Annotated in this window: 15 protein-coding genes; 2 read left to right on the top strand and 13 right to left on the bottom strand. The window is 72.6% G+C overall.

The window, feature by feature from the left end:
• Nucleotides 1-4 precede the first annotated feature (4 nt).
• Genes CCO04_RS00990 through rocD form a run of 5 tightly spaced genes read right to left on the bottom strand, consistent with a single transcriptional unit; the run spans nt 5 to nt 5,073 of the window.
• Nucleotides 5-682 carry a histidine phosphatase family protein gene (locus CCO04_RS00990; protein ID WP_215812232.1) on the bottom strand — a complete coding sequence of 226 codons (678 nt, stop codon included), beginning with the start codon at nt 680-682 and terminating at the stop codon, nt 5-7.
• Nucleotides 683-690: 8 nt separating this feature from the next.
• Nucleotides 691-1,734, bottom strand: a complete 1,044-nt coding sequence (locus CCO04_RS00985; protein WP_215812231.1) for a phosphotransferase family protein — start codon at nt 1,732-1,734, stop codon at nt 691-693.
• Complete coding sequence (locus CCO04_RS00980) at nt 1,727-2,500, bottom strand: SDR family NAD(P)-dependent oxidoreductase (RefSeq protein WP_215812230.1); 774 nt, start codon at nt 2,498-2,500, stop codon at nt 1,727-1,729. The genes CCO04_RS00985 and CCO04_RS00980 overlap by 8 nt, the downstream gene beginning before the upstream one ends.
• A gap of 30 nt (nt 2,501-2,530) precedes the next feature.
• The gene (locus CCO04_RS00975) at nt 2,531-3,805 is read right to left on the bottom strand and encodes a Glu/Leu/Phe/Val dehydrogenase (RefSeq protein ID WP_215812229.1); all 1,275 of its coding nucleotides are present in this window, start codon (nt 3,803-3,805) and stop codon (nt 2,531-2,533) included.
• The gene (rocD, locus tag CCO04_RS00970) at nt 3,802-5,073 is read right to left on the bottom strand and encodes an ornithine--oxo-acid transaminase (protein WP_215812228.1); all 1,272 of its coding nucleotides are present in this window, start codon (nt 5,071-5,073) and stop codon (nt 3,802-3,804) included. Before rocD ends, CCO04_RS00975 begins: the two co-directional genes overlap by 4 nt.
• 75 nt (nt 5,074-5,148) lie before the next feature.
• Between rocD and pruA the strand changes: the two genes are divergently transcribed.
• Together pruA and CCO04_RS00960 are read left to right on the top strand one after the other, a co-directional pair.
• The gene (gene pruA / locus CCO04_RS00965; RefSeq protein ID WP_215812227.1) at nt 5,149-6,822 is read left to right on the top strand and encodes an L-glutamate gamma-semialdehyde dehydrogenase; all 1,674 of its coding nucleotides are present in this window, start codon (nt 5,149-5,151) and stop codon (nt 6,820-6,822) included.
• Between the two features lie 51 nt (nt 6,823-6,873).
• Complete coding sequence (locus CCO04_RS00960; protein WP_215812226.1) at nt 6,874-7,725, top strand: MurR/RpiR family transcriptional regulator; 852 nt, start codon at nt 6,874-6,876, stop codon at nt 7,723-7,725.
• A 42-nt stretch (nt 7,726-7,767) separates the two neighbouring features.
• Here CCO04_RS00960 and CCO04_RS00955 read toward each other — a convergent pair whose 3' ends face one another.
• The 8 genes from CCO04_RS00955 to CCO04_RS00920 form a co-directional block, all read right to left on the bottom strand.
• On the bottom strand, nt 7,768-9,831 hold the full coding sequence (locus CCO04_RS00955) for a serine/threonine-protein kinase (protein WP_215812225.1): 2,064 nt from the start codon (nt 9,829-9,831) through the stop codon (nt 7,768-7,770).
• 44 nt (nt 9,832-9,875) lie between these two features.
• Nucleotides 9,876-10,970: a branched-chain amino acid ABC transporter permease gene (locus CCO04_RS00950; protein ID WP_215812224.1), complete on the bottom strand. Its 1,095-nt coding sequence runs from the start codon at nt 10,968-10,970 to the stop codon at nt 9,876-9,878.
• Nucleotides 10,967-11,842 carry a branched-chain amino acid ABC transporter permease gene (locus CCO04_RS00945; protein WP_215812223.1) on the bottom strand — a complete coding sequence of 292 codons (876 nt, stop codon included), beginning with the start codon at nt 11,840-11,842 and terminating at the stop codon, nt 10,967-10,969. Before CCO04_RS00945 ends, CCO04_RS00950 begins: the two co-directional genes overlap by 4 nt.
• Nucleotides 11,839-12,573 carry an ABC transporter ATP-binding protein gene (locus CCO04_RS00940; protein ID WP_215812222.1) on the bottom strand — a complete coding sequence of 245 codons (735 nt, stop codon included), beginning with the start codon at nt 12,571-12,573 and terminating at the stop codon, nt 11,839-11,841. Before CCO04_RS00940 ends, CCO04_RS00945 begins: the two co-directional genes overlap by 4 nt.
• A gap of 1 nt (nt 12,574) precedes the next feature.
• Complete coding sequence (locus tag CCO04_RS00935) at nt 12,575-13,324, bottom strand: ABC transporter ATP-binding protein (protein WP_215812873.1); 750 nt, start codon at nt 13,322-13,324, stop codon at nt 12,575-12,577.
• On the bottom strand, nt 13,321-14,529 hold the full coding sequence (locus CCO04_RS00930) for an ABC transporter substrate-binding protein (protein WP_215812221.1): 1,209 nt from the start codon (nt 14,527-14,529) through the stop codon (nt 13,321-13,323). Before CCO04_RS00930 ends, CCO04_RS00935 begins: the two co-directional genes overlap by 4 nt.
• A gap of 113 nt (nt 14,530-14,642) precedes the next feature.
• Nucleotides 14,643-15,968, bottom strand: coding sequence for an aspartate aminotransferase family protein (locus tag CCO04_RS00925; RefSeq protein ID WP_215812220.1), 1,326 nt, complete (start codon nt 15,966-15,968; stop codon nt 14,643-14,645).
• The gene (locus CCO04_RS00920) at nt 15,952-17,436 is read right to left on the bottom strand and encodes a GMC family oxidoreductase (protein ID WP_215812219.1); all 1,485 of its coding nucleotides are present in this window, start codon (nt 17,434-17,436) and stop codon (nt 15,952-15,954) included. Before CCO04_RS00920 ends, CCO04_RS00925 begins: the two co-directional genes overlap by 17 nt.
• Nucleotides 17,437-17,451: the final 15 nt, after the last annotated feature.

Below are 17,451 nucleotides of genomic sequence, written 5' to 3'. Positions count from 1 at the left end.
GGGCTCACCGGTAGGTCAGGAGGTCCGTGCCCACGTGGGGGTGCTCGTTGAAGGTCAGCAGCCGCGCGCCCGTCTTGCCGACGATGACCCGGCTCACCGAGGTGTTGGCGATGACCGTGTTGAACCGCGCCCAGACCGGGCCGAGCAGCGTCTCGGCCCCCGCCTCCGGTACGACGAGCAGCGCGGCCAGCGCGGCGATCACGCCCCCGGACGTGACGACGAGCGTGGGCCCGGGGTGCGCGGCGGCCGCGTCGAGGGCGGCCCGGGCGCGCGCGACGAAGTCGCCGTAGGGCTCGGGGTAGCCGGCGTCGGGACCGGCCGCGGACCAGTGCGCGGTGGCGATCTCGAACTGCTCCTGGAAGGCGCGGCGGTCGATGCCGTGGTCGACGACGCCGCCGGTGAGCGCGGCATGGCGCGCCAGCACGGCGGTGTGGTCGAACTCCGCCCAGTCGGGGTCGACCTTCGCGGTGACCGCCAGCCCGGCGCCCTCGGCGAGGGCCTCCCAGGTCTCGCGGTGCCGGCGCATCCCGCCGTGCACGGCGGACCCGGGCAGCGGCCCCTGCTGGGCGGCGAGCCAGCGGCCGAGCGTGCGGCCCTGCTCCCACCCGGTCTCGGACAGGACGTCGTAGTCGTCGGCGCCGAAGGACGCCTGGCCGTGGCGGACCAGCAGGAGGACTCCCATGACTCCCCCTAGCCGAACAGGATCCGGCGGCAGCGCGCCTCGAGGTAGCCGACGGCCGGACCGAACGCGGCGTACGCCTCGTTGGTGGTCTGGCCGGTGGCGTAGCGGTACCAGATCTGCTGGGCGATCACGGCGAGCCGGAACAGGCCGTAGACCTCGTAGAACCGCAGCTCGTCGTCGGTGAGGGTCAGGCCGCGGCGGGCCAGGTAGGCGTCGACGAGCTGGCGGCGGGTCCACATGCCCGGCGTGGTCGTCGGCTGGCGGCGGAACGCGAGGAAGAAGTCGTCGTCATCGGCCTGGACCCAGTAGGCCAGCGTGCAGCCGAGGTCCATCAGCGGGTCGCCGACGGTGGCCAGCTCCCAGTCGAGGACGCCGACGACGCGCGTCGGGTCGTCCTCGGCGAGGACCAGGTTGTCGAAGCGGAAGTCGTTGTGGATCATCGCCGAGCCGGCGTCGGCCGGCTGGTGCTCGGCGAGCCACGTCGTGATGTCGGACCAGTCACCGGTGTCGTCGGTGCGGGCGTTGGCCAGCCGGGTGGTCCAGCCGCCGATCTGGCGGGCGACGTACCCGTCGCCCTTGCTGAGCGCGGCGAGCCCGGGGACCGTCGCGACGTCGATGTCGTGGAGCGCGACGAGCGTGTCGACCGCCGCGGCGCAGAGCGCGGACGCCTGCTCGGGGGAGACCTCGAACCCGAAGTCGCGCCGCGGGATGCGCCCGTCGAGGCGCTCCATCACGTAGAGCTCGCTGCCGATCGGGCTGTCGTCCTCGGTGGCGTAGGCGACCATCGCCGGCACCTGGGGGAACACGGGCGCGAGCGCGTCCTGGATCCGGAACTCCCGGCCCATGTCGTGCGCACCCTTGGCCTTGGTGCCCACCGGCGGACGGCGCAGGATCAGCGCCGGCCCCTCGGCCATCGTCAGCAGGTAGGTCAGGTTCGAGGCGCCGCCGGGGAACTGCCGCACCTCGGTGATCAGGCCGCGCCCGAGCCACGCCTCGACGGCGGCGACGTCGAAGGCGTCCTCGTCGCGGACCGGACGGGAGTCGTCACTCATCGGCGATCGCCTCCAGCTTGCGGGCCTGCGCGCGCATCACGGCGTCGTACGACGCCCGGTCGGTCACCTTGAGCGCGTAGGCGCCACGAGCCGCCTCGTCGGGAACGATCAGCTCGTCCCCCGCCTCGACGCCCGCCAGCACCGCCGCCGCGATGTCGTCGGCGCTGATCGGGCTGTCCTCGACGAGCCGGGTCATCACCGTCTGGAGCGCCGTGTCGCTGCCCTCGGCGTGGGCCATCAGGTTGGTGCGGAAGTACGACGGGCACACGACGTGCGCCGTCACGCCGTAGGACGCGAGCTCGTGGCCGGTCGTCTCGGTCAGCGCCACGACCGCGGCCTTGGTCGCGTTGTAGCCCGCCATCCCCGCCGGGTGCACGAGCCCCGCGAGCGAGGCGATGTTGACGATCCGGCCGCTCCCCTGGCGCTTGAACAGCGGCGTGAACGTCGCCGTACCGCGCACGGCGCCGAGCAGGTTGATCTCCACCAACCGCTGCCACTCCTCGATCGGCGCCACGTCGAGCCGCCCCCCGCCCGCGATGCCGGCGTTGTTGACGAGCACGTCCAACCCGCCCCACGTCGCCTCGACGTGCTCGCGCGCGGCCGCCCAGTCGGCGTCGCTGGTGATGTCGAGCGCGAGGATGCCCTCCCCCGCGGCCCGATCGGTGCGCAGCACCTGGGCACCGTCTGCCTCCCAGGCGGCCGCGAGGGCCGCGCCGAGCCCGGAGGCGGCGCCGGTGACGAGGACTCTCAGTGGTGCGTCGGTCACCCGGCCGACATTAGTGCGTCCGCCTGCCGGCTACGGGTAGAGCCCCCGCGCCAGGTGCGCGTTCGCGACCGTCTCGACCGCGAGCGTGGTCGCCGCCTGGCGCAGCGAGATGTCCCGCCGCTCGGCGTACGCGACGACGCCCTCCCAGGCGACCTGCATGCGCTCGGCGAGGCGGGCGTTGACGTCGTCCTCGCTCCACCAGTAGGCCTGGTTGGCCTGCACCCACTCGAAGTAGGACACGATCACGCCGCCGGCGTTCGCCAGGATGTCCGGTACGACGAGCGCCCCGGCGTCCGCGAGCACGGCGTCGGCCGCGGGGGTGGTCGGTCCGTTGGCGCCCTCGGCGATCACGCGGGCCCGGACCCGGTGGGCGTTGTCGGCGTTGATGACGGCCTCGACGGCGGCCGGGACGAGCAGGTCGACGTCGAGGTAGAGGAGGTCGTCGCCGGCGTCCATCGGCTCGGAGGCGGCGAAGCCGACGACGCTGCCGGTGCTGTCGACGTGCGCCATGAGGGCCGGTACGTCGAGCCCGGCGGGGTCGTGGACCGCGCCGTACTGGTCGCTCACGGCGAGCACCCGCACGCCGGCGTCGGCGAGCAGGCGGGCCGCGTCGCGGCCGACCTTGCCGAAGCCCTGCACCGCGGCCGTGGCGCCGCGGACGGCGATGCCGCGGTGGCCCAGTGCGGCGAGCGCCACGTGGACGACGCCGCGCGAGGTGGCGCTGGCGCGGCCGAGGGAGCCGCCGAGGGCGACGGGCTTGCCGGTGACGACGCCGAGCACGGTGTGGCCGCGGTTGACCGAGTAGGTGTCCATCATCCAGGACATGACCTGCTCGTCGGTGCCGATGTCGGGCGCGGGGATGTCGGTCGTCGGGCCCAGCAGCGGCATCAGCTCGGAGGTGTAGCGCCGGGTGACCCGCTGCAGCTCGCCGCGCGAGTACTGGCGCGGGTCGAGGGTGACGCCGCCCTTGGCGCCGCCGTAGGGGATGTTGACCAGCGCGCACTTCCAGGTCATCCACATGGCGAGCGCCCGGACCTCGTCCAGGGAGACGTGGGGGCTGAACCGGACGCCGCCCTTGGCGGGGCCGCGGGACAGGTTGTGCTGGACGCGGTGCCCGATGAGCACCTCGACGCTGCCGTCGTCGCGGCGCAGCGGGACCGACACGGTCACCTCGCGGCGCGGGGTGGCGAGCATGTCGAGCATGCCGGGGCCGAGGTCGAGCAGCGCGATCGCGTCGGCGAGCTGGCTGCGCGCGGCGACGAGCGGGTTCCGGTCCTGGACCGGAGCCGCGAGGGTGGCGGTCATCGGCGCGCTTCCTCCAGCACGGTGCGCAGCGTGGTGACGAGCAGGTCGATGTCGGACTCGGTGGCGACCAGCGGCGGCGCGAAGCGCACCGTCGAGCCGTGCGTGTCCTTGGCCAGGATCCCGTGCCTCATCAGACCCTCGCAGACCTGGCGGCCGGTGAGCAGGCTCGGGTCGACGTCCACGCCGGCCCACAGCCCCCGCACCCGTACGGCGACCAGGCCGCTGCCGATCAGCTCGCGCAGTCCGGCCTCGAGGCGGGCGCCGAGCACCTGGGCGCGCTCCTGGAACTCGCCGGTGGCGAGCAGCTGGACGACCTCGTGCCCGATCGCCGCGGCGAGCGGGTTGCCGCCGAAGGTCGAGCCGTGCGTTCCCGGCCGGACGACGTCCAGCACGGCACGGTCCGCGGCGATGGCGGAGACAGGGTAGAGCCCGCCGCCGAGCGCCTTGCCGAGCACGTAGATGTCCGGGACGACGTCGTCGTGGTCGCACGCGAAGGTGCGTCCCGTGCGGGCCAGGCCGGACTGGATCTCGTCGGCGACCATGAGCACGTTGCGCTCGGTGCACAGCGCGCGCAGCGCCGGCAGGAAGCCCTCCGCCGGGACGACGACGCCCCCCTCGCCCTGGATCGGCTCGAAGAGCACGGCGACGGTCGAGTCGTCGATCGCCGCGGCGACGGCGTCGATGTCGCCGTAGGGGACGCTGACGAAGCCGGGCGTGAACGGGCCGTAGTCCGCGGTCGCCTCGTCGTCGTCGGAGAAGCTGACGATCGTCGTGGTCCGGCCGTGGAAGTTGCCGTGCATCGTGATGATCTTCGCCGTGCCCGGCGTCACGCCCTTGACCTGGTAGCCCCACTTGCGGCTGACCTTGATCGCGGTCTCGACGGCCTCGGCGCCGGAGTTCATCGGCAGCACCATGTCCTTGCCGGTGAGCCCGGCGAGCGCCTGCGCGAACGGGCCGAGCTGGTCGTTGAAGAACGCCCGGCTGGTCAGGGTGAGGCGCTGGAGCTGGGCGGCGGCGCGCGCGACCAGACGCGGGTGGCCGTGGCCGAAGTTGAGCGCGGAGTAGCCCGCGAGGCAGTCGAGGTAGCGGTTGCCCTCGACGTCGGTCACCCAGGCGCCCTCGCCGGAGGCGAGCACCACCGGGAGCGGGTGGTAGTTGTGCGCGGCGTGCGCCTCGGTCAGCGCGAGGTGGGCCTCGGTCGAGCCCTGGCCGGCGCCCTCCGGCGGCGTCGTCCCGGGCGTGCTGGACACAGCGGTGGTCGTCGTCATGCAGATAGAATGATTCATTCCACTTTGGTTCGCAAGGGGCTATTCTGAAATCTCTGTTACGAAGGAAGGAATCCCGTGGACTCGATCACCCGTGTGCCGGCGCCCGTCAACGAGCCGGTGCTCGACTACGCCCCCGGCAGCCCCGAGCGCGCCGCGCTCAACGCCGCTCTCGCCGACCTGGCGAGCCGCTCCGAGGAGCTCCCCCACGTCATCGGCGGCCGGCCGGTCACCGGTACGGGCGCGCCGATCGAGGTCCGCTCGCCCCATGACCACAAGCTGCTCCTGGGCACCCTGCGCAACGCCACCACCGACGACGCGCACGCCGCCGTCGCCGCCGCCCGCGCCGCGGCACCCGCCTGGCGCGCCCTGCCGTACGACGAGCGCGCGGCCGTCTTCCTCCGCGCCGCCGACCTGCTGGCCGGTCCGTGGCGGGCCCGGCTCGTGGCCGCCACCATGCTCGGGCAGTCCAAGACGTCGTACCAGGCCGAGATCGACGCGGCCTGCGAGCTCATCGACTTCTGGCGTTTCAACGTCCACTTCGGCCGCGAGGTGCTCGCCGAGCAGCCCGTCGCCAACAGCACCGGCATCTGGAACCGCACCGACCACCGCCCGCTCGAGGGCTTCGTCTACGCGATCACGCCGTTCAACTTCACCGCCATCGCGGCCAACCTGCCCACCGCGCCCGCCCTCATGGGCAGCACCGTGGTCTGGAAGCCCAGCCCCACCCAGCAGCGCGCCGCCTCGCTGACCATGGACCTGCTGCGCGAGGCCGGCCTCCCGCCGGGCGTCATCAACATGGTCACCGGCGACGGCCTGGCCGTCAGCGAGGTCGTGCTCGACCAGCCCGACCTGGCCGGCATCCACTTCACCGGCTCCACCCCGACCTTCCGGCACCTGTGGCGCGAGACGGCGCAGCGGCTGGACACCTACGCGTCGTACCCGCGCCTGGTGGGCGAGACCGGCGGCAAGGACTTCGTGCTCGCCGCTCCCGACGCCGACCCGGTCGCGCTGCGCACCGCGCTGATCCGCGGCTCCTTCGAGTACCAGGGCCAGAAGTGCTCGGCCGCCTCGCGCGCGTACGTCCCCTCCAGCCTGTGGGAGCAGATCCGCGACGACCTCGCCGAGACCGTCGACGCGCTGCCCATGGGCGACGTGCGCGACCACCGCAACTTCATCGGCGCGGTCATCGACGAGCGCGCGTTCGCCAAGCACCGCGCCGTCCTCGACGAGGCCCAGGCCGACCCGAAGGTCGAGGTCGTCGCCGGCGGCACGTACGACGACAGCAAGGGCTGGTTCGTCCGGCCCACCGTGCTGCGCATCGACGACCCCGAGCACCCCGCGTTCAGCACCGAGTTCTTCGGGCCCATCCTGGCGGTCCACGTCTACGACGACAGCCTGCCCGGCGCCCTCGACGCGATCGCCGACCTCGTGGACGCGACGTCGCCGTACGCGCTGACGGGGGCGGTGTTCGCGACCGACCGCACCGTCGTCCACCGGCTCTCGGAGCGGCTGCGCTTCGCGGCCGGCAACTTCTACGTCAACGACAAGCCCACCGGCGCCGTCGTCGGCCAGCAGCCCTTCGGCGGCGGCCGGGCCTCGGGCACCAACGACAAGGCCGGCGCCGCCACCAACCTCCTGCGCTGGACCAGCCCCCGCTCGATCAAGGAGACCTTCGTCCCCGCCGTCGACCACGCCTACCCGCACATGCAGGACCCCCGCGAGGTCGACCTCACCGACCGGGTCTGGTGATCTGGTGCTGATCGGGCCGGGCCGGCACGCCCGCGTTGATAGGTTCGGACAGTGACGGACATCCCTGGTGGGCATGCGTCGGTGCGCAAGCTGCTCATGGCGACCCTCGACGAGCTCAGCAACAGCGAGCGCAAGGTCGGCCGAGCGCTCCTCGCGCAGTACCCGACCGCCGGCCTGACCACGGTCGTCGACCTCGCGACGGCGGCCTCGGTCAGCCCCCCGACGGTGGTGCGCTTCGTGACCCGCCTGGGCTTCCCCGGCTTCCCCGCCTTCCAGCGGGCCCTGGTGCACGAGCTCAACGGCGAGCTGGGCTCGCCGCTGAAGCAGTACCCCGAGAAGGTCGGTCCCTCCGAGGAGGGCGTCCTGACCGAGACCCACCAGGCGTTCGCGGCGATGCTCTCGGCGTCGTACGACGAGCTGCCGGAGTCGGAGTTCGCCAAGCTGGTCAAGCTCCTGTGCGACCCGGGCCGCGAGGTCCGGGTCGCCGGCGGCCGGTTCAGCAGCTCGGTCTCGGAGTACCTCGTCGCCCACCTGCGCCTCCTGCGCTCGGGCGTCCACCACGTCAGCAACGACGACCTCGATCGTCGTACGACGATGGCGGACGCGTCGGCCAGCACAGTGTTCGTGATCTACGACTACCGCCGCTACACCGAGCAGAACCTCGTCTTCGCCGAGCGCATGGCCGCCCGCGGCGCGACCGTCTGCCTGATGACCGACAACTGGCTCTCGCCGATCGCCAAGATCGCCCGCGTCGTCCTCCCGACCCGCGTCGACTCGGCCTCGCCGTTCGACTCGCTGGTCGCGTCGATGGCGCTCACCGAGAGCATCGTCGCGGCGGTCGCGGCCGAGCTCGGCGAGGCGGGCGTCAAGCGGCTGGAGCTGCTGGAGGAGTCCGCGGAGTAGTCCCCACCACGAAGTGCGGGGGCGACCCCCGCACTTCGTGGGTCACCGGACGATCGCGAACCCGTCGTCGCACTCGGGGGCGCAGCCCAGCTCGCCCCACTGCTCCGGCTCGCCGAAGGACCTCCCGTCGGAGAGCTGGACCCAGAGGACGAGGCCGTCGTCCTTGGCGCCGTTGTTCTCGCGGTAGCGGAGGGTGACGAAGTCGGCGTCGCCGTCGCCGTCGACGTCGCTGAGGCCCTCGCCGGCGATGCCGCTGTCGTAGAGCGCCTTGCGGGCGTCGTCGGTGGCGACCTGGGCGGAGAACCAGCGGGTGCGGGGGGCGACGGTGTCGTCGACGATGTCGTAGACGAAGATCGCCCGGCCGGTGGCGTTGGCGGCGACGAGCTCGTCGGCACCGTCGTCGTCGACGTCGCCGGGGAGCCAGGAGACGAGGAGCGGGTTGACGGCGGCGCCGCCGATGACCTTGCTGCTGGCCTCGACGAGCTTGCCGTCCTCGGGCCGGAGCACCCGCATGATGTTGGCCTCCTGGGCGTCGTCGCGGGCGAAGTAGACCACCTCGTCCTTGCCGTCGCCGTCGAAGTCGCCGGCCACCGGGAGGCTCTGGGACAGGGGCGCGGTGTACCACTGCTCCGGGGCCGCGAAGGCCTTGTCCCCGGCGAGCGCGACGTGCAGGCCGTCGGCGTCGTCGGAGGCGTCGCCGAACAGGATCAGGTCGTCCTTGCCGTCGCCGTCGAGATCGCCGGCCGCGGCGTTGAAGTCCTTGATGTCGAACGCCGGGTCGAGGTCGAGCTCGGCCGTCCACCGCTCGCCCTTGCCGGGCACGACCACGATGCTCATCCGGTCGTCGTCCTCGTCGAGCCACACGACATCGGTACGACGGTCGCCGTCGACGTCCGCGAGGAGCGGGCGGCCGACCTCGGCGCCGGCCCGGAGGGGCGAGCCGAACTGGACGCCGGTCGACGGCACCGTCCAGGTCGAGAGCGGGCTGAGCGCCTCGAACCGGGTCTGGTGGATCAGTACGTCGCCGTAGTCGTCGCCGGTCAGGTCGCCGGCGATGCCCGCGTCGGGCTCCGCGGCCGGCTCGTCGTCGTCGCGGGTGAGCAGCCAGCCGGTGATCCCACCGGCGACGAGGACGAGCGCGAGCGCGACGATCCCGGCCACGACCAGCGGCCCCCGGGAGCGCCGCGACGACGAGGACGGAGCCGACAGCGGCGGCGGAGGCGGGGGCGGCGGCCCTGCCGGAGCGCCCTCGAGGGTGTCCGGCGGGGCGAGGGCGGCGAGGCGCTCGAGGTCCTCGCGGAAGGCGGTGGCGTCGGGATAGCGCCGGGCCGGGTCCTTGGCCAGCGCCCGGCCGAGGACGGCGTTGACCTCGGTGGTGAACGCCGAGTCGCCGGCGAGCCGTGGGATCGGGGCCTGCTGGTGGGCGAGCGCCACCTGGACCTCGCTGCCCTGGTACGGCTCGCGCCCGGTCAGGCAGGCCCACAGCACGCAGCCGAGGGCGTAGACGTCGCTCGCGGGCGAGGCGGGCGCGCCGTCGGAGCGCTCCGGCGCGAGGTAGGACCAGGAGCCGGCGACGGTGCCGGCCGCGGTGGGGGCGGGGCTGTCGATGCCGTCGGCGCGGGCGATCCCGAAGTCGCACAGGTAGCCGTGCTGGTCGGGGGTCCCGGGGTCGCGGATCAGGATGTTGGACGGCTTCACGTCGCGGTGGACGACGCCGGCCCGGTGGGCGTCGGCCAGTCCGCGCGCCAGCTGGGCGCAGAGCTGGAGTGCCTGCCGGGCCGGCATCGGGCCGCGCTCGCGCAGCCAGCTCCACAGGTCGCGGCCGTCGACGTACTGCGTGACGATGTACGGCGTCCCGTCGACCTCGTCGTGGTCGTGGATCGTGATCACGTGCGGCGAGTCGAGCCGGGCGAGGACCGCGGCCTCGTCCTGGAAGCGCTGCCGGAACTCCGGCGACCGGGCGAGCGTCCCGGTGATCACCTTGACCGCGACCGTCCGCTGGAGCCGCGGATCGGTCGCGGCGAAGACGACGCCCATGCCGCCCTGGCCGAGGACCCGGTCCAGGTGGTACCGGCCGAGCTGGTCGCCGACGCTGGGCACGCGCATGAGATCTCCCCCGAGGTGAGTGGTCAGACGCGCCCCATTGTGACTCAGCCGCTGACGCTGCCCACCGGCTCCTCGGTCCGCGTGGCGACGGGCGCGGTGCCGTCACCCGCCGCCCGACGGGTACGACGACGCGGGATCCGCAGCTCGCGCACCCCCATCAGCCCGTACGGCCGCTTGATCAGCACGAGCAGCAGCACGGCCGCGACGATCAGGTCGGCGACGCCGGCCGGCAGCTCGTTGCCGCCGGTGAACTGCCCGTCCTGGAAGCGCCGCAGCACCTCCTGCAACGCGCTCACGGCCAGGGCGCCGACGACGGCGCCGCTGAGCGAGAGGTAGCCGCCGAGCACGATCATCACGACGAACGAGAAGGTCGCGGTCAGGAAGAACCCGTTGACGTTGAACGACGTGAGGTAGCCCGCGTAGAGCGCGCCGGCCAGGCCGCACACGAGCGCGCTGAGCACCCAGGCGGTCGCCCGGTGCCGGCCCACGGCGATGCCGGAGGCCTGCGCGGCCCAGAAGTCCTCGCGGGAGGCGCGCAGCTGGAGGCCGCCGCGCGAGCAGCGGTAGAGCCAGGCCACCACGACGGCGCCCGCGGCGACGCCGAAGGCCCACCAGGTCGTCGTCCCGCGGGGGATGCCGATCATGCTCGACGAGCCGCGGGTGACCTCGGTCCAGCTGTTGAGGACGTTGTAGGTGATGAGCAGCATGGCCAGCGTCGCGATGCCCGACTGCAGGCCGCTGAGCCGGGCCACGACGGGCGCTGTCACCAGGCCGACGACGGCGGCGACGAGACCGCCGGCGAGGAGCGCGACGGGGAAGCTGCTGTGCACCTCGGCCAGCCACGACAGCCAGCCGGGCAGGTCGGAGAAGAGCGTCTTCTTCAGCGGCACCGGGATGGTCAGGTACGCCGTCGTGTACGCCCCGGCCGCCATGAACATGACGTGCCCGAACGACATCACCCCGGAGTTGCCGGAGAAGACCGACAGGCCGACCACGAAGACGACCGAGACGAGCGCGAGCGTCGCCACCCGCGCGGTCGTGACGTCCCCGGTGACGCCGACGAGGGCGGCGAGCAGGACGAGTCCGACGAGGATGACGGGCGTCTGCACCGCGGCGAGGACCCGGTTCTGGTTCTTCACGAGACACGCACCTTCGCGCCGGAGAGGAGGCCCTGGGGCCGGACGACGAGGACCGCGATGAGCGCCGAGAACAGGAAGGCGTCACGGAACGCGATCAGGTCGGTCGGCAGCAGCGACTCCAGGAGCGCCGTGGCCGCACCGAGCAGGAAGCCGCCGAGCGCGGCGCCCCTGAGGCTGCTCATCCCACCGAGGACGGCGCCCACGACGCCGATGAGCATCGGCTGCAGGCCCATGTCGGCGCCGACCGAGCCCTGGCGGGCGACGAGCACCGCGCCGCCGATCGCCGACAGCACGCCGACGATGACGAAGGCGGCGGGGATGACGAGGTTGGCCTTGACGCCGAGGCTCGCGGCCATCCGGAAGTCCTCGGCCGCGGCACGCAGCTGGATGCCGAGGCTGGTCCGGCCCATCAGCCAGGCGACCACGAGCAGCATCACGCCGCACAGCACGAGGGTGACGAGGTCGAGCACGCTGACGTCGGCGCCGAGGATGTTGACGCGGTGCGACAGGAAGCGCTCCGGCGGTACGCCGCGGGTGCGGGGCAGCACGGTCATCCGGGCCAGGCTCTGGAGCGCGAGGCTGACCGCGAAGGACGCGATCATCAGCGTCACCGGGTCGGCGTTGCGCAGCGGGTGGAAGGCGAGCCGCTCGCTGATCAGCGCCACCACGACGGCGAAGACGATCGCCATCAGGAGCGCGAACGGCCAGGGCTGGTCGCGGAACAGGTACATCGCGAACGCGCCGGCGAGGATGAGCTCGCCGTACGCGAAGTTCATCAGGCCGAGCACGCCGAACAGCAGCGCGACGCCGATCGTCAGCAGGGCGTAGAGCGCGCCGAGCCCGACCGCGTTGATCAGGAACTCCAGGATCATCGGGAGACACCCACTTCAGCAGGAGAGAAGCCGAGGTAGTCGACGACGGCCGGCATCCGGCCGAGCTCGGCCGCGGTCCCGCTGCCCAGCACCTTGCCGGGTGCCTGGAGCACGTAGGAGCGGTCGGAGACCTCGAGCGAACGGACGGCGTTCTGCTCGACGAGGAGGATCGTCATGCCCTGCTCGCGCAGCGCGACGACGACGTCGAAGATCAGGTCGACGACGATGGGCGCCAGGCCCAGCGTCGGCTCGTCGAGCAGGAGGATGCGGGGGTTGAGCAGGAGCGCCCGCGCGATCGCGAGCTGCTGCTGCTCACCACCGGAGAGCAGGCTGGCACCGCGGTTCCAGTAGGTGCGCAGGATCGGGAACCGCTCGAGCTCGCGCTCGATGTCGGCCGCCACCTGCGCCTTGTCCTTGCGGGTGACCGCGCCCAGGCGCAGGTTCTCGCCCACGGTGAGGCTGGCGAAGATGCCACGGCTCTCGGGGACGTGCGAGACGCCGGCCCGGATGGTCGACCACGACTTGCTCGCGACCGAGGTGCCGTCGACGGTGATCGAGCCGGACGCCACGGGCACCTCGCCCATGATCGCCTTGACCAGGGTGCTCTTGCCGGCCCCGTTCTGGCCGATGAGCGAGACCAGCTCGCCCTCGCCGACCTCGAGCGAGCAGCCCTGGACGGCCCGGACGGAGGAGCCGTACTGGAGGTGGACGTCCTCGATGCGCAGGACCATGTCAGTGTCGCTTTCCGAAGTAGATCTCGATGACCTGGGGATCGGAGCGGACGGCCGCCGGCTCGCCCTCGATGACGGTCCGGCCGCTGTCGAGGACGTGCAGCCGGTCGCAGGTGCCCATCACCACGGACATGTCGTGCTCGACGAGCAGGACGCCGCACTCGCGCCGCTGCGCGAAGCCGCGGATCGCGGTGATGAGCTCGACCGCCTCGGTCTCGTTCTGGCCCGCGGCCGGCTCGTCGAGGAGCAGGAACCGGGGCCGGGCGGCGAGCGCGCGGGCGATCGCCGTCGTACGGACCCGGCCGGCCGTGAGCTGCTCGGCCCGGTCCTGGGCGACGCCGTCGAGCGCGAGCTCCTCGAGGATCTCCTCGGTGAGCGCCCGCGCCTCGCGGCGCCGCAGCCCGGCGCCGAGCGCCGCGGCCTCGACGTTCTCACGGACCGTGAGCCGGCCGAAGACGCGCCCGCTCTGGAAGGTCCGTACGACGCCGCGCCGGGCGCGCTGCCGCATCGAGTGCCGGGTGAGGTTGACGTCGTCGAGCCAGATCGTCCCGGACGTCGCGCGCAGCATCCCGCTCAGCAGGTTGAGGGTGCTGGTCTTGCCCGAGCCGTTGGGCCCGATCAGGCCGAGCACCTCACCGCTGCGCACCTCGATGGAGACGCCGTCGACGGCCTTGACGCCGTCGAAGTGGATCCCCCCGTCGGCCATCCGCAGCACGGATGACCGACGGGAGAGCTGGGTGACGGTGGTCATGACGCGCAGGAGTTGCCGTCGCCGACGTCCGGGATGGAGTCGACGCGCTGCTGTCCGGCGAAGGTCATCGCACCGTTGGCGACCTGGACGACGGTCATCGGCATGTCGATGATCTTGTGGCAGGTCTTGGAGAAGTAGGCGACGTCGCCGATCGGCGTCTTCACCGAGCCGTCGCCCTCGAGCGCGGCCTTGAGGTCGCTGCCCGAGAAGGACTTCGCCTTGCCGGCGGCGTCCGCGATGGCGGAGACCATGTTGTAGCCGAGCAGCGCGTAGCTCGACGCGGGCTCGGACTTGTACTCGGCCTGGTAGTCCTTGACGAAGGCGTCGAGGTCGGCCGAGTCGGCGCCGGTGCAGTACACGTAGCAGGCGAAGCCGGTGTAGTAGATGTCGCTGGCCTTCTCACCGACGACGTCGAGCAGCACCTGGCCGTCGAGCGCGGCGGGCCCGACGATCGGAACGGTCACGCCGGCCTCGCGGAGCTGGCGGATCGCCGTGGCGCCACCGGGGTTCCAGCTCGCGACGTAGACGAAGTCGGGCTTGGTCGACAGACCCTTGAGCCGGCTCGCCTGGCTGCTGATGTTGACGTTGTCGCCGCCCGGGAAGGCGTCGTCGCCGACGATCTTGCCGCCGAGGTCCTCGAACTTCGCGGTGAAGTAGCGGCCGGCCGACTTGGTGTACTCGATGCTCTCGTCCTGCAGCACGTACGCCGTGCGCCAGCCCTTCTCGTAGGCCCAGGCCGCGCCCGAGGAGCCCTCGACGTCGCTGCCCGCGTTGGCGGAGAAGACGTAGTCGCCGAGCGTCTTGGTGTCGGCCATCTTGGGGTCGCCCGCGCAGATCGAGACCGAGGGGATCTCGGAGGCCTGGGCGACCGAGGCGCCGGGGGCGCTGAGGTCGAAGTCGCAGGGGGTGACGAGCAGGTCGATGCCCTCGGCGATGAGCTCGGTGGCCGCGGTGCCGACGGTGTCGGGGTTGGAGCGGACGTCCTTGCTGATCACCTTGATCTTCTTGCCGTCGATGCCGCCGCCGTCGTTGAGCTCCTTGATCCGGAGCAGCGCGGCGTTGCCGGGCTCGACGTCGAACGGCGCCATGTTGCCGCTCTGGCTGAGGGCGAAGCCGATGACGAGCTGGTCGTCGTTCCCGCTCGCGGAGTCGGAGCCGCCGGAGCAGGCGGCGGTCAGGACGAGAGGGGCGACAGCAGCCGCCACCAGGGCCTTACGGCCTGAAAAAGGGCGCGCGAAACCAAGCATGGGTCCTACCTAGGGTGAGAAGAGGTGGGGTCGGAGTGGTGGTGGAAGGGGCGAAGCGCCGAGGGGACGAACTAGGAGACGGCGGCCCGCAGTGCGACCCGGACGCACTCGATGGTGGTGGCGACGTCGGCCTCGGTGGTGGCCGCGTTGAGGCGGCGGTCCCCGGTCGGGAACGCCGGCTCGAGGACGCCCTGGGCGAGCAGCGAGGCGTGGTAACGCCCGTACATCTCGCCGTCGGACTGCATCGCCTCGCGGAAGTTGGTGGGGAGCTCGGGACGGAAGTAGACGCACCACTCCGAGCCGAGACCGGTCACGGTCGCCGGGGCGCCCGTCTCGGCGATGGCGTCGGCGATGCCGGTGCGCATCTGCTCACCGCGCGCGTAGAGCGTGGTGAAGATGTCGTCGCTCTCCATGATCTGCATCGTCTTGTTGGCCGCGGCGAGCGCGTAGGGCGAGGCGTTGTACGTCCCGTCGATCGTCGCCTCGGTCTTGCTGTAGGCACCGAGGTGGCCCATCAGCCCGTCGATCCCGGCCAGGCCGGCGAGCGAGTAGCCGTTGGCGACGGCCTTGCCGAAGGCGGTCAGGTCGGGCGTCACGCCGCAGATCGACTGGTAGCCGCCGATCGCCGCGCGGAAGCCGGTCTTGACCTCGTCCATGACCATGACGACGCCGTGGGCGGTGCAGAGCTCGCGGAGCAGCTCGAGGAAGCCGGGCGCGGCCGGGACGCAGCCGAAGCTGTGCACGTAGCCCTCGGTGAACGCGGCGGCCAGCTGGTCGCCGTACTGGTCGAAGGCGGCGCGGAGGCCGGCCGGGTCGTTCCACTCGACGACGACGACGTCGGCGACCACGGCCGGGTGCAGCCCGCCGCCGTTGGGGGTGTTGAGCGCCGAGCCCTCGGTGAGGTCCTTGCGCGAGCTGCCGACGGCGACGTGGTCGTTCCAGCCGTGGTACGAGCCGTGGAACTTGAGGATCTTGAGCCGGCCGGTCGCGGCCCGGGCGACGTGCACGGCGTGCATGGTCGCGTCGGTGCCGGAGGTGCAGAAGGCGACCTTGTCGGCCGACGGCATGACCGCGCAGATCCGCTCGGCCAGCTCGGCCTCGCCGGCCTGGGGGCCGACGCCGGTCAGGTCGCAGGTGTTGGCGGCGGTCAGGACGGCCTCGTTGACGCGCCGGTCGCTGTGACCGAGCACGATCGGGCCCCAGGCGTTGAGGTAGTCGACGTACTGCCGGCCCTCCTGGTCCCAGATGTAGGCACCCTGGGTGCGGACGAAGACCTGCTTCCAGCCGACCCGGTGGCCCGACGAGACGCCCCGCGGTACGACGGCCTCGGAGCGCCGCCAGGTCGCGGCCTGGTCGGCCGCCTGGTCGGTGGTGGTGGGCTCAGACAGAGTGGACACGGTCGGGGGCTCCTTCGGAGGCGGAGGCGGAGGGGGTCGGGGCGAGGTCGGCGAGCAGGGCGGCGCTGAGCCGCTCGGCCACCATCACCACGGGCAGGTGGGTGTTGGCGGCGGGCACCTCGGGGATGACCGAGCAGTCGAGCACCCGGACGTTGTCGAGGCCGTGCACGCGGCCGCGCTGGTCGACGACCGCGCCGGGGTCGTCGGCGCGGCCCATCCGGGCGGTGCCGACGGCGTGGAAGTAGTCGCCGATCGACGACGTCAGCCAGGCGTCGTACGTCGCCGGGTCGTCGAGCGCCGACACGTGGGTGCCGGCGGCGTCGATGAAGGCCTCCTCGACGATCTCCTGGAAGGGCGCCGTCGCCAGCAGCCGGCGCGCGACGTCGACCGCCTCGCGCATGACCTGGCGGTCGCGGTCGGTGGTGAGCATCCGCTCGGCGATGACCGGCGGGCCGGTGGGGTCCTCGGGGTTCAACCGGACCTCGCCGGTGGAGGTCACCGTCATCACCGCGGCCATCACCACGGCGTGGTGGGCGGGCGAGGTCTCGGAGAGAGCGCCCTGCATGGGCAGCACGTGGATGTCGCCGTCCTCGATGCTGGAGGACGTCCGCACGACCGCGTTGATGCACGGCTGCCCGGCCCGCACCTCGCGGGCCTCGGGGCGCAACGCCAGCAGGATCGAGGCGGCCGGGTGGTCCTGGAGCCCCTTGCCGACGCCGGGCCGGTCGCAGCCGCTGCGGAGCAGGATCGCCGGGGTCTCGACGGCCCCGGCGGCCAGCACCACGTGGTCGGCGTGCAGCGGGGTGCCGTCGACCAGGACGACGCCGACGACGGCGTCCCCCTCGCGCAGCAGCCGGTCGACGCGGGCCTCGGTCCGCAGCTCGACGGTGCCGCGGTCGAGCGCGGGCCGCAGGTAGACCTCGGCGCTGGAGCGGCGGCCGAGCGCGTCGGCGTTGCGCCACAGCGTGCCGCCGCCGTCGTCGGGGGTCAGGGTGTCGACGCCCGTGGTCAGGCCGAGCGCGCCGGCGGCGTCGACGAGCGCCCGGTCCATCGGCGTGTAGTCCTCGGCCGGGGTGGCGACCAGGTCGCGGGCGAGCCGCTCGAAGGTCGGCGCGACGGCGTCCCAGGACCAGTCGTCGAGGCCGTAGTGCTCGGCCCAGCGGTCGTAGTCGCGCGGCAGCCCGGGCAGGGCCAGCATCGCGTTGACCGACGACGAGCCGCCGACACCGCGGCCCCGGTGGTACTGCCGCGGCGCGTCACCGGCGAGGCGGGTGGCCACCAGGCCCGGGTCGAAGGCCTCGGGCGAGACCATCGCGTCCATCCAGTTCGCCGAGGCGAGCCGGGTGCCGGTCGCGGTGCCTTGCCAGTCGGGGCCGGCCTCGAGCAGCACGACCTCGTGCTCCTCGCTCAGCCGGGCGGCGGCGACGCAACCGGCGCTGCCGGCTCCGACGATGATGATGCGTGCCATCTGCTCTCTCCGTTC

This window comes from Pimelobacter sp. 30-1 (assembly GCF_018831735.1).
Classification (GTDB): Bacteria; Actinomycetota; Actinomycetes; order Propionibacteriales; family Nocardioidaceae; genus Nocardioides.
Note: the sequence above shows the minus strand (reverse complement) of the source record. Positions and strands in the feature narration are given on the sequence as shown.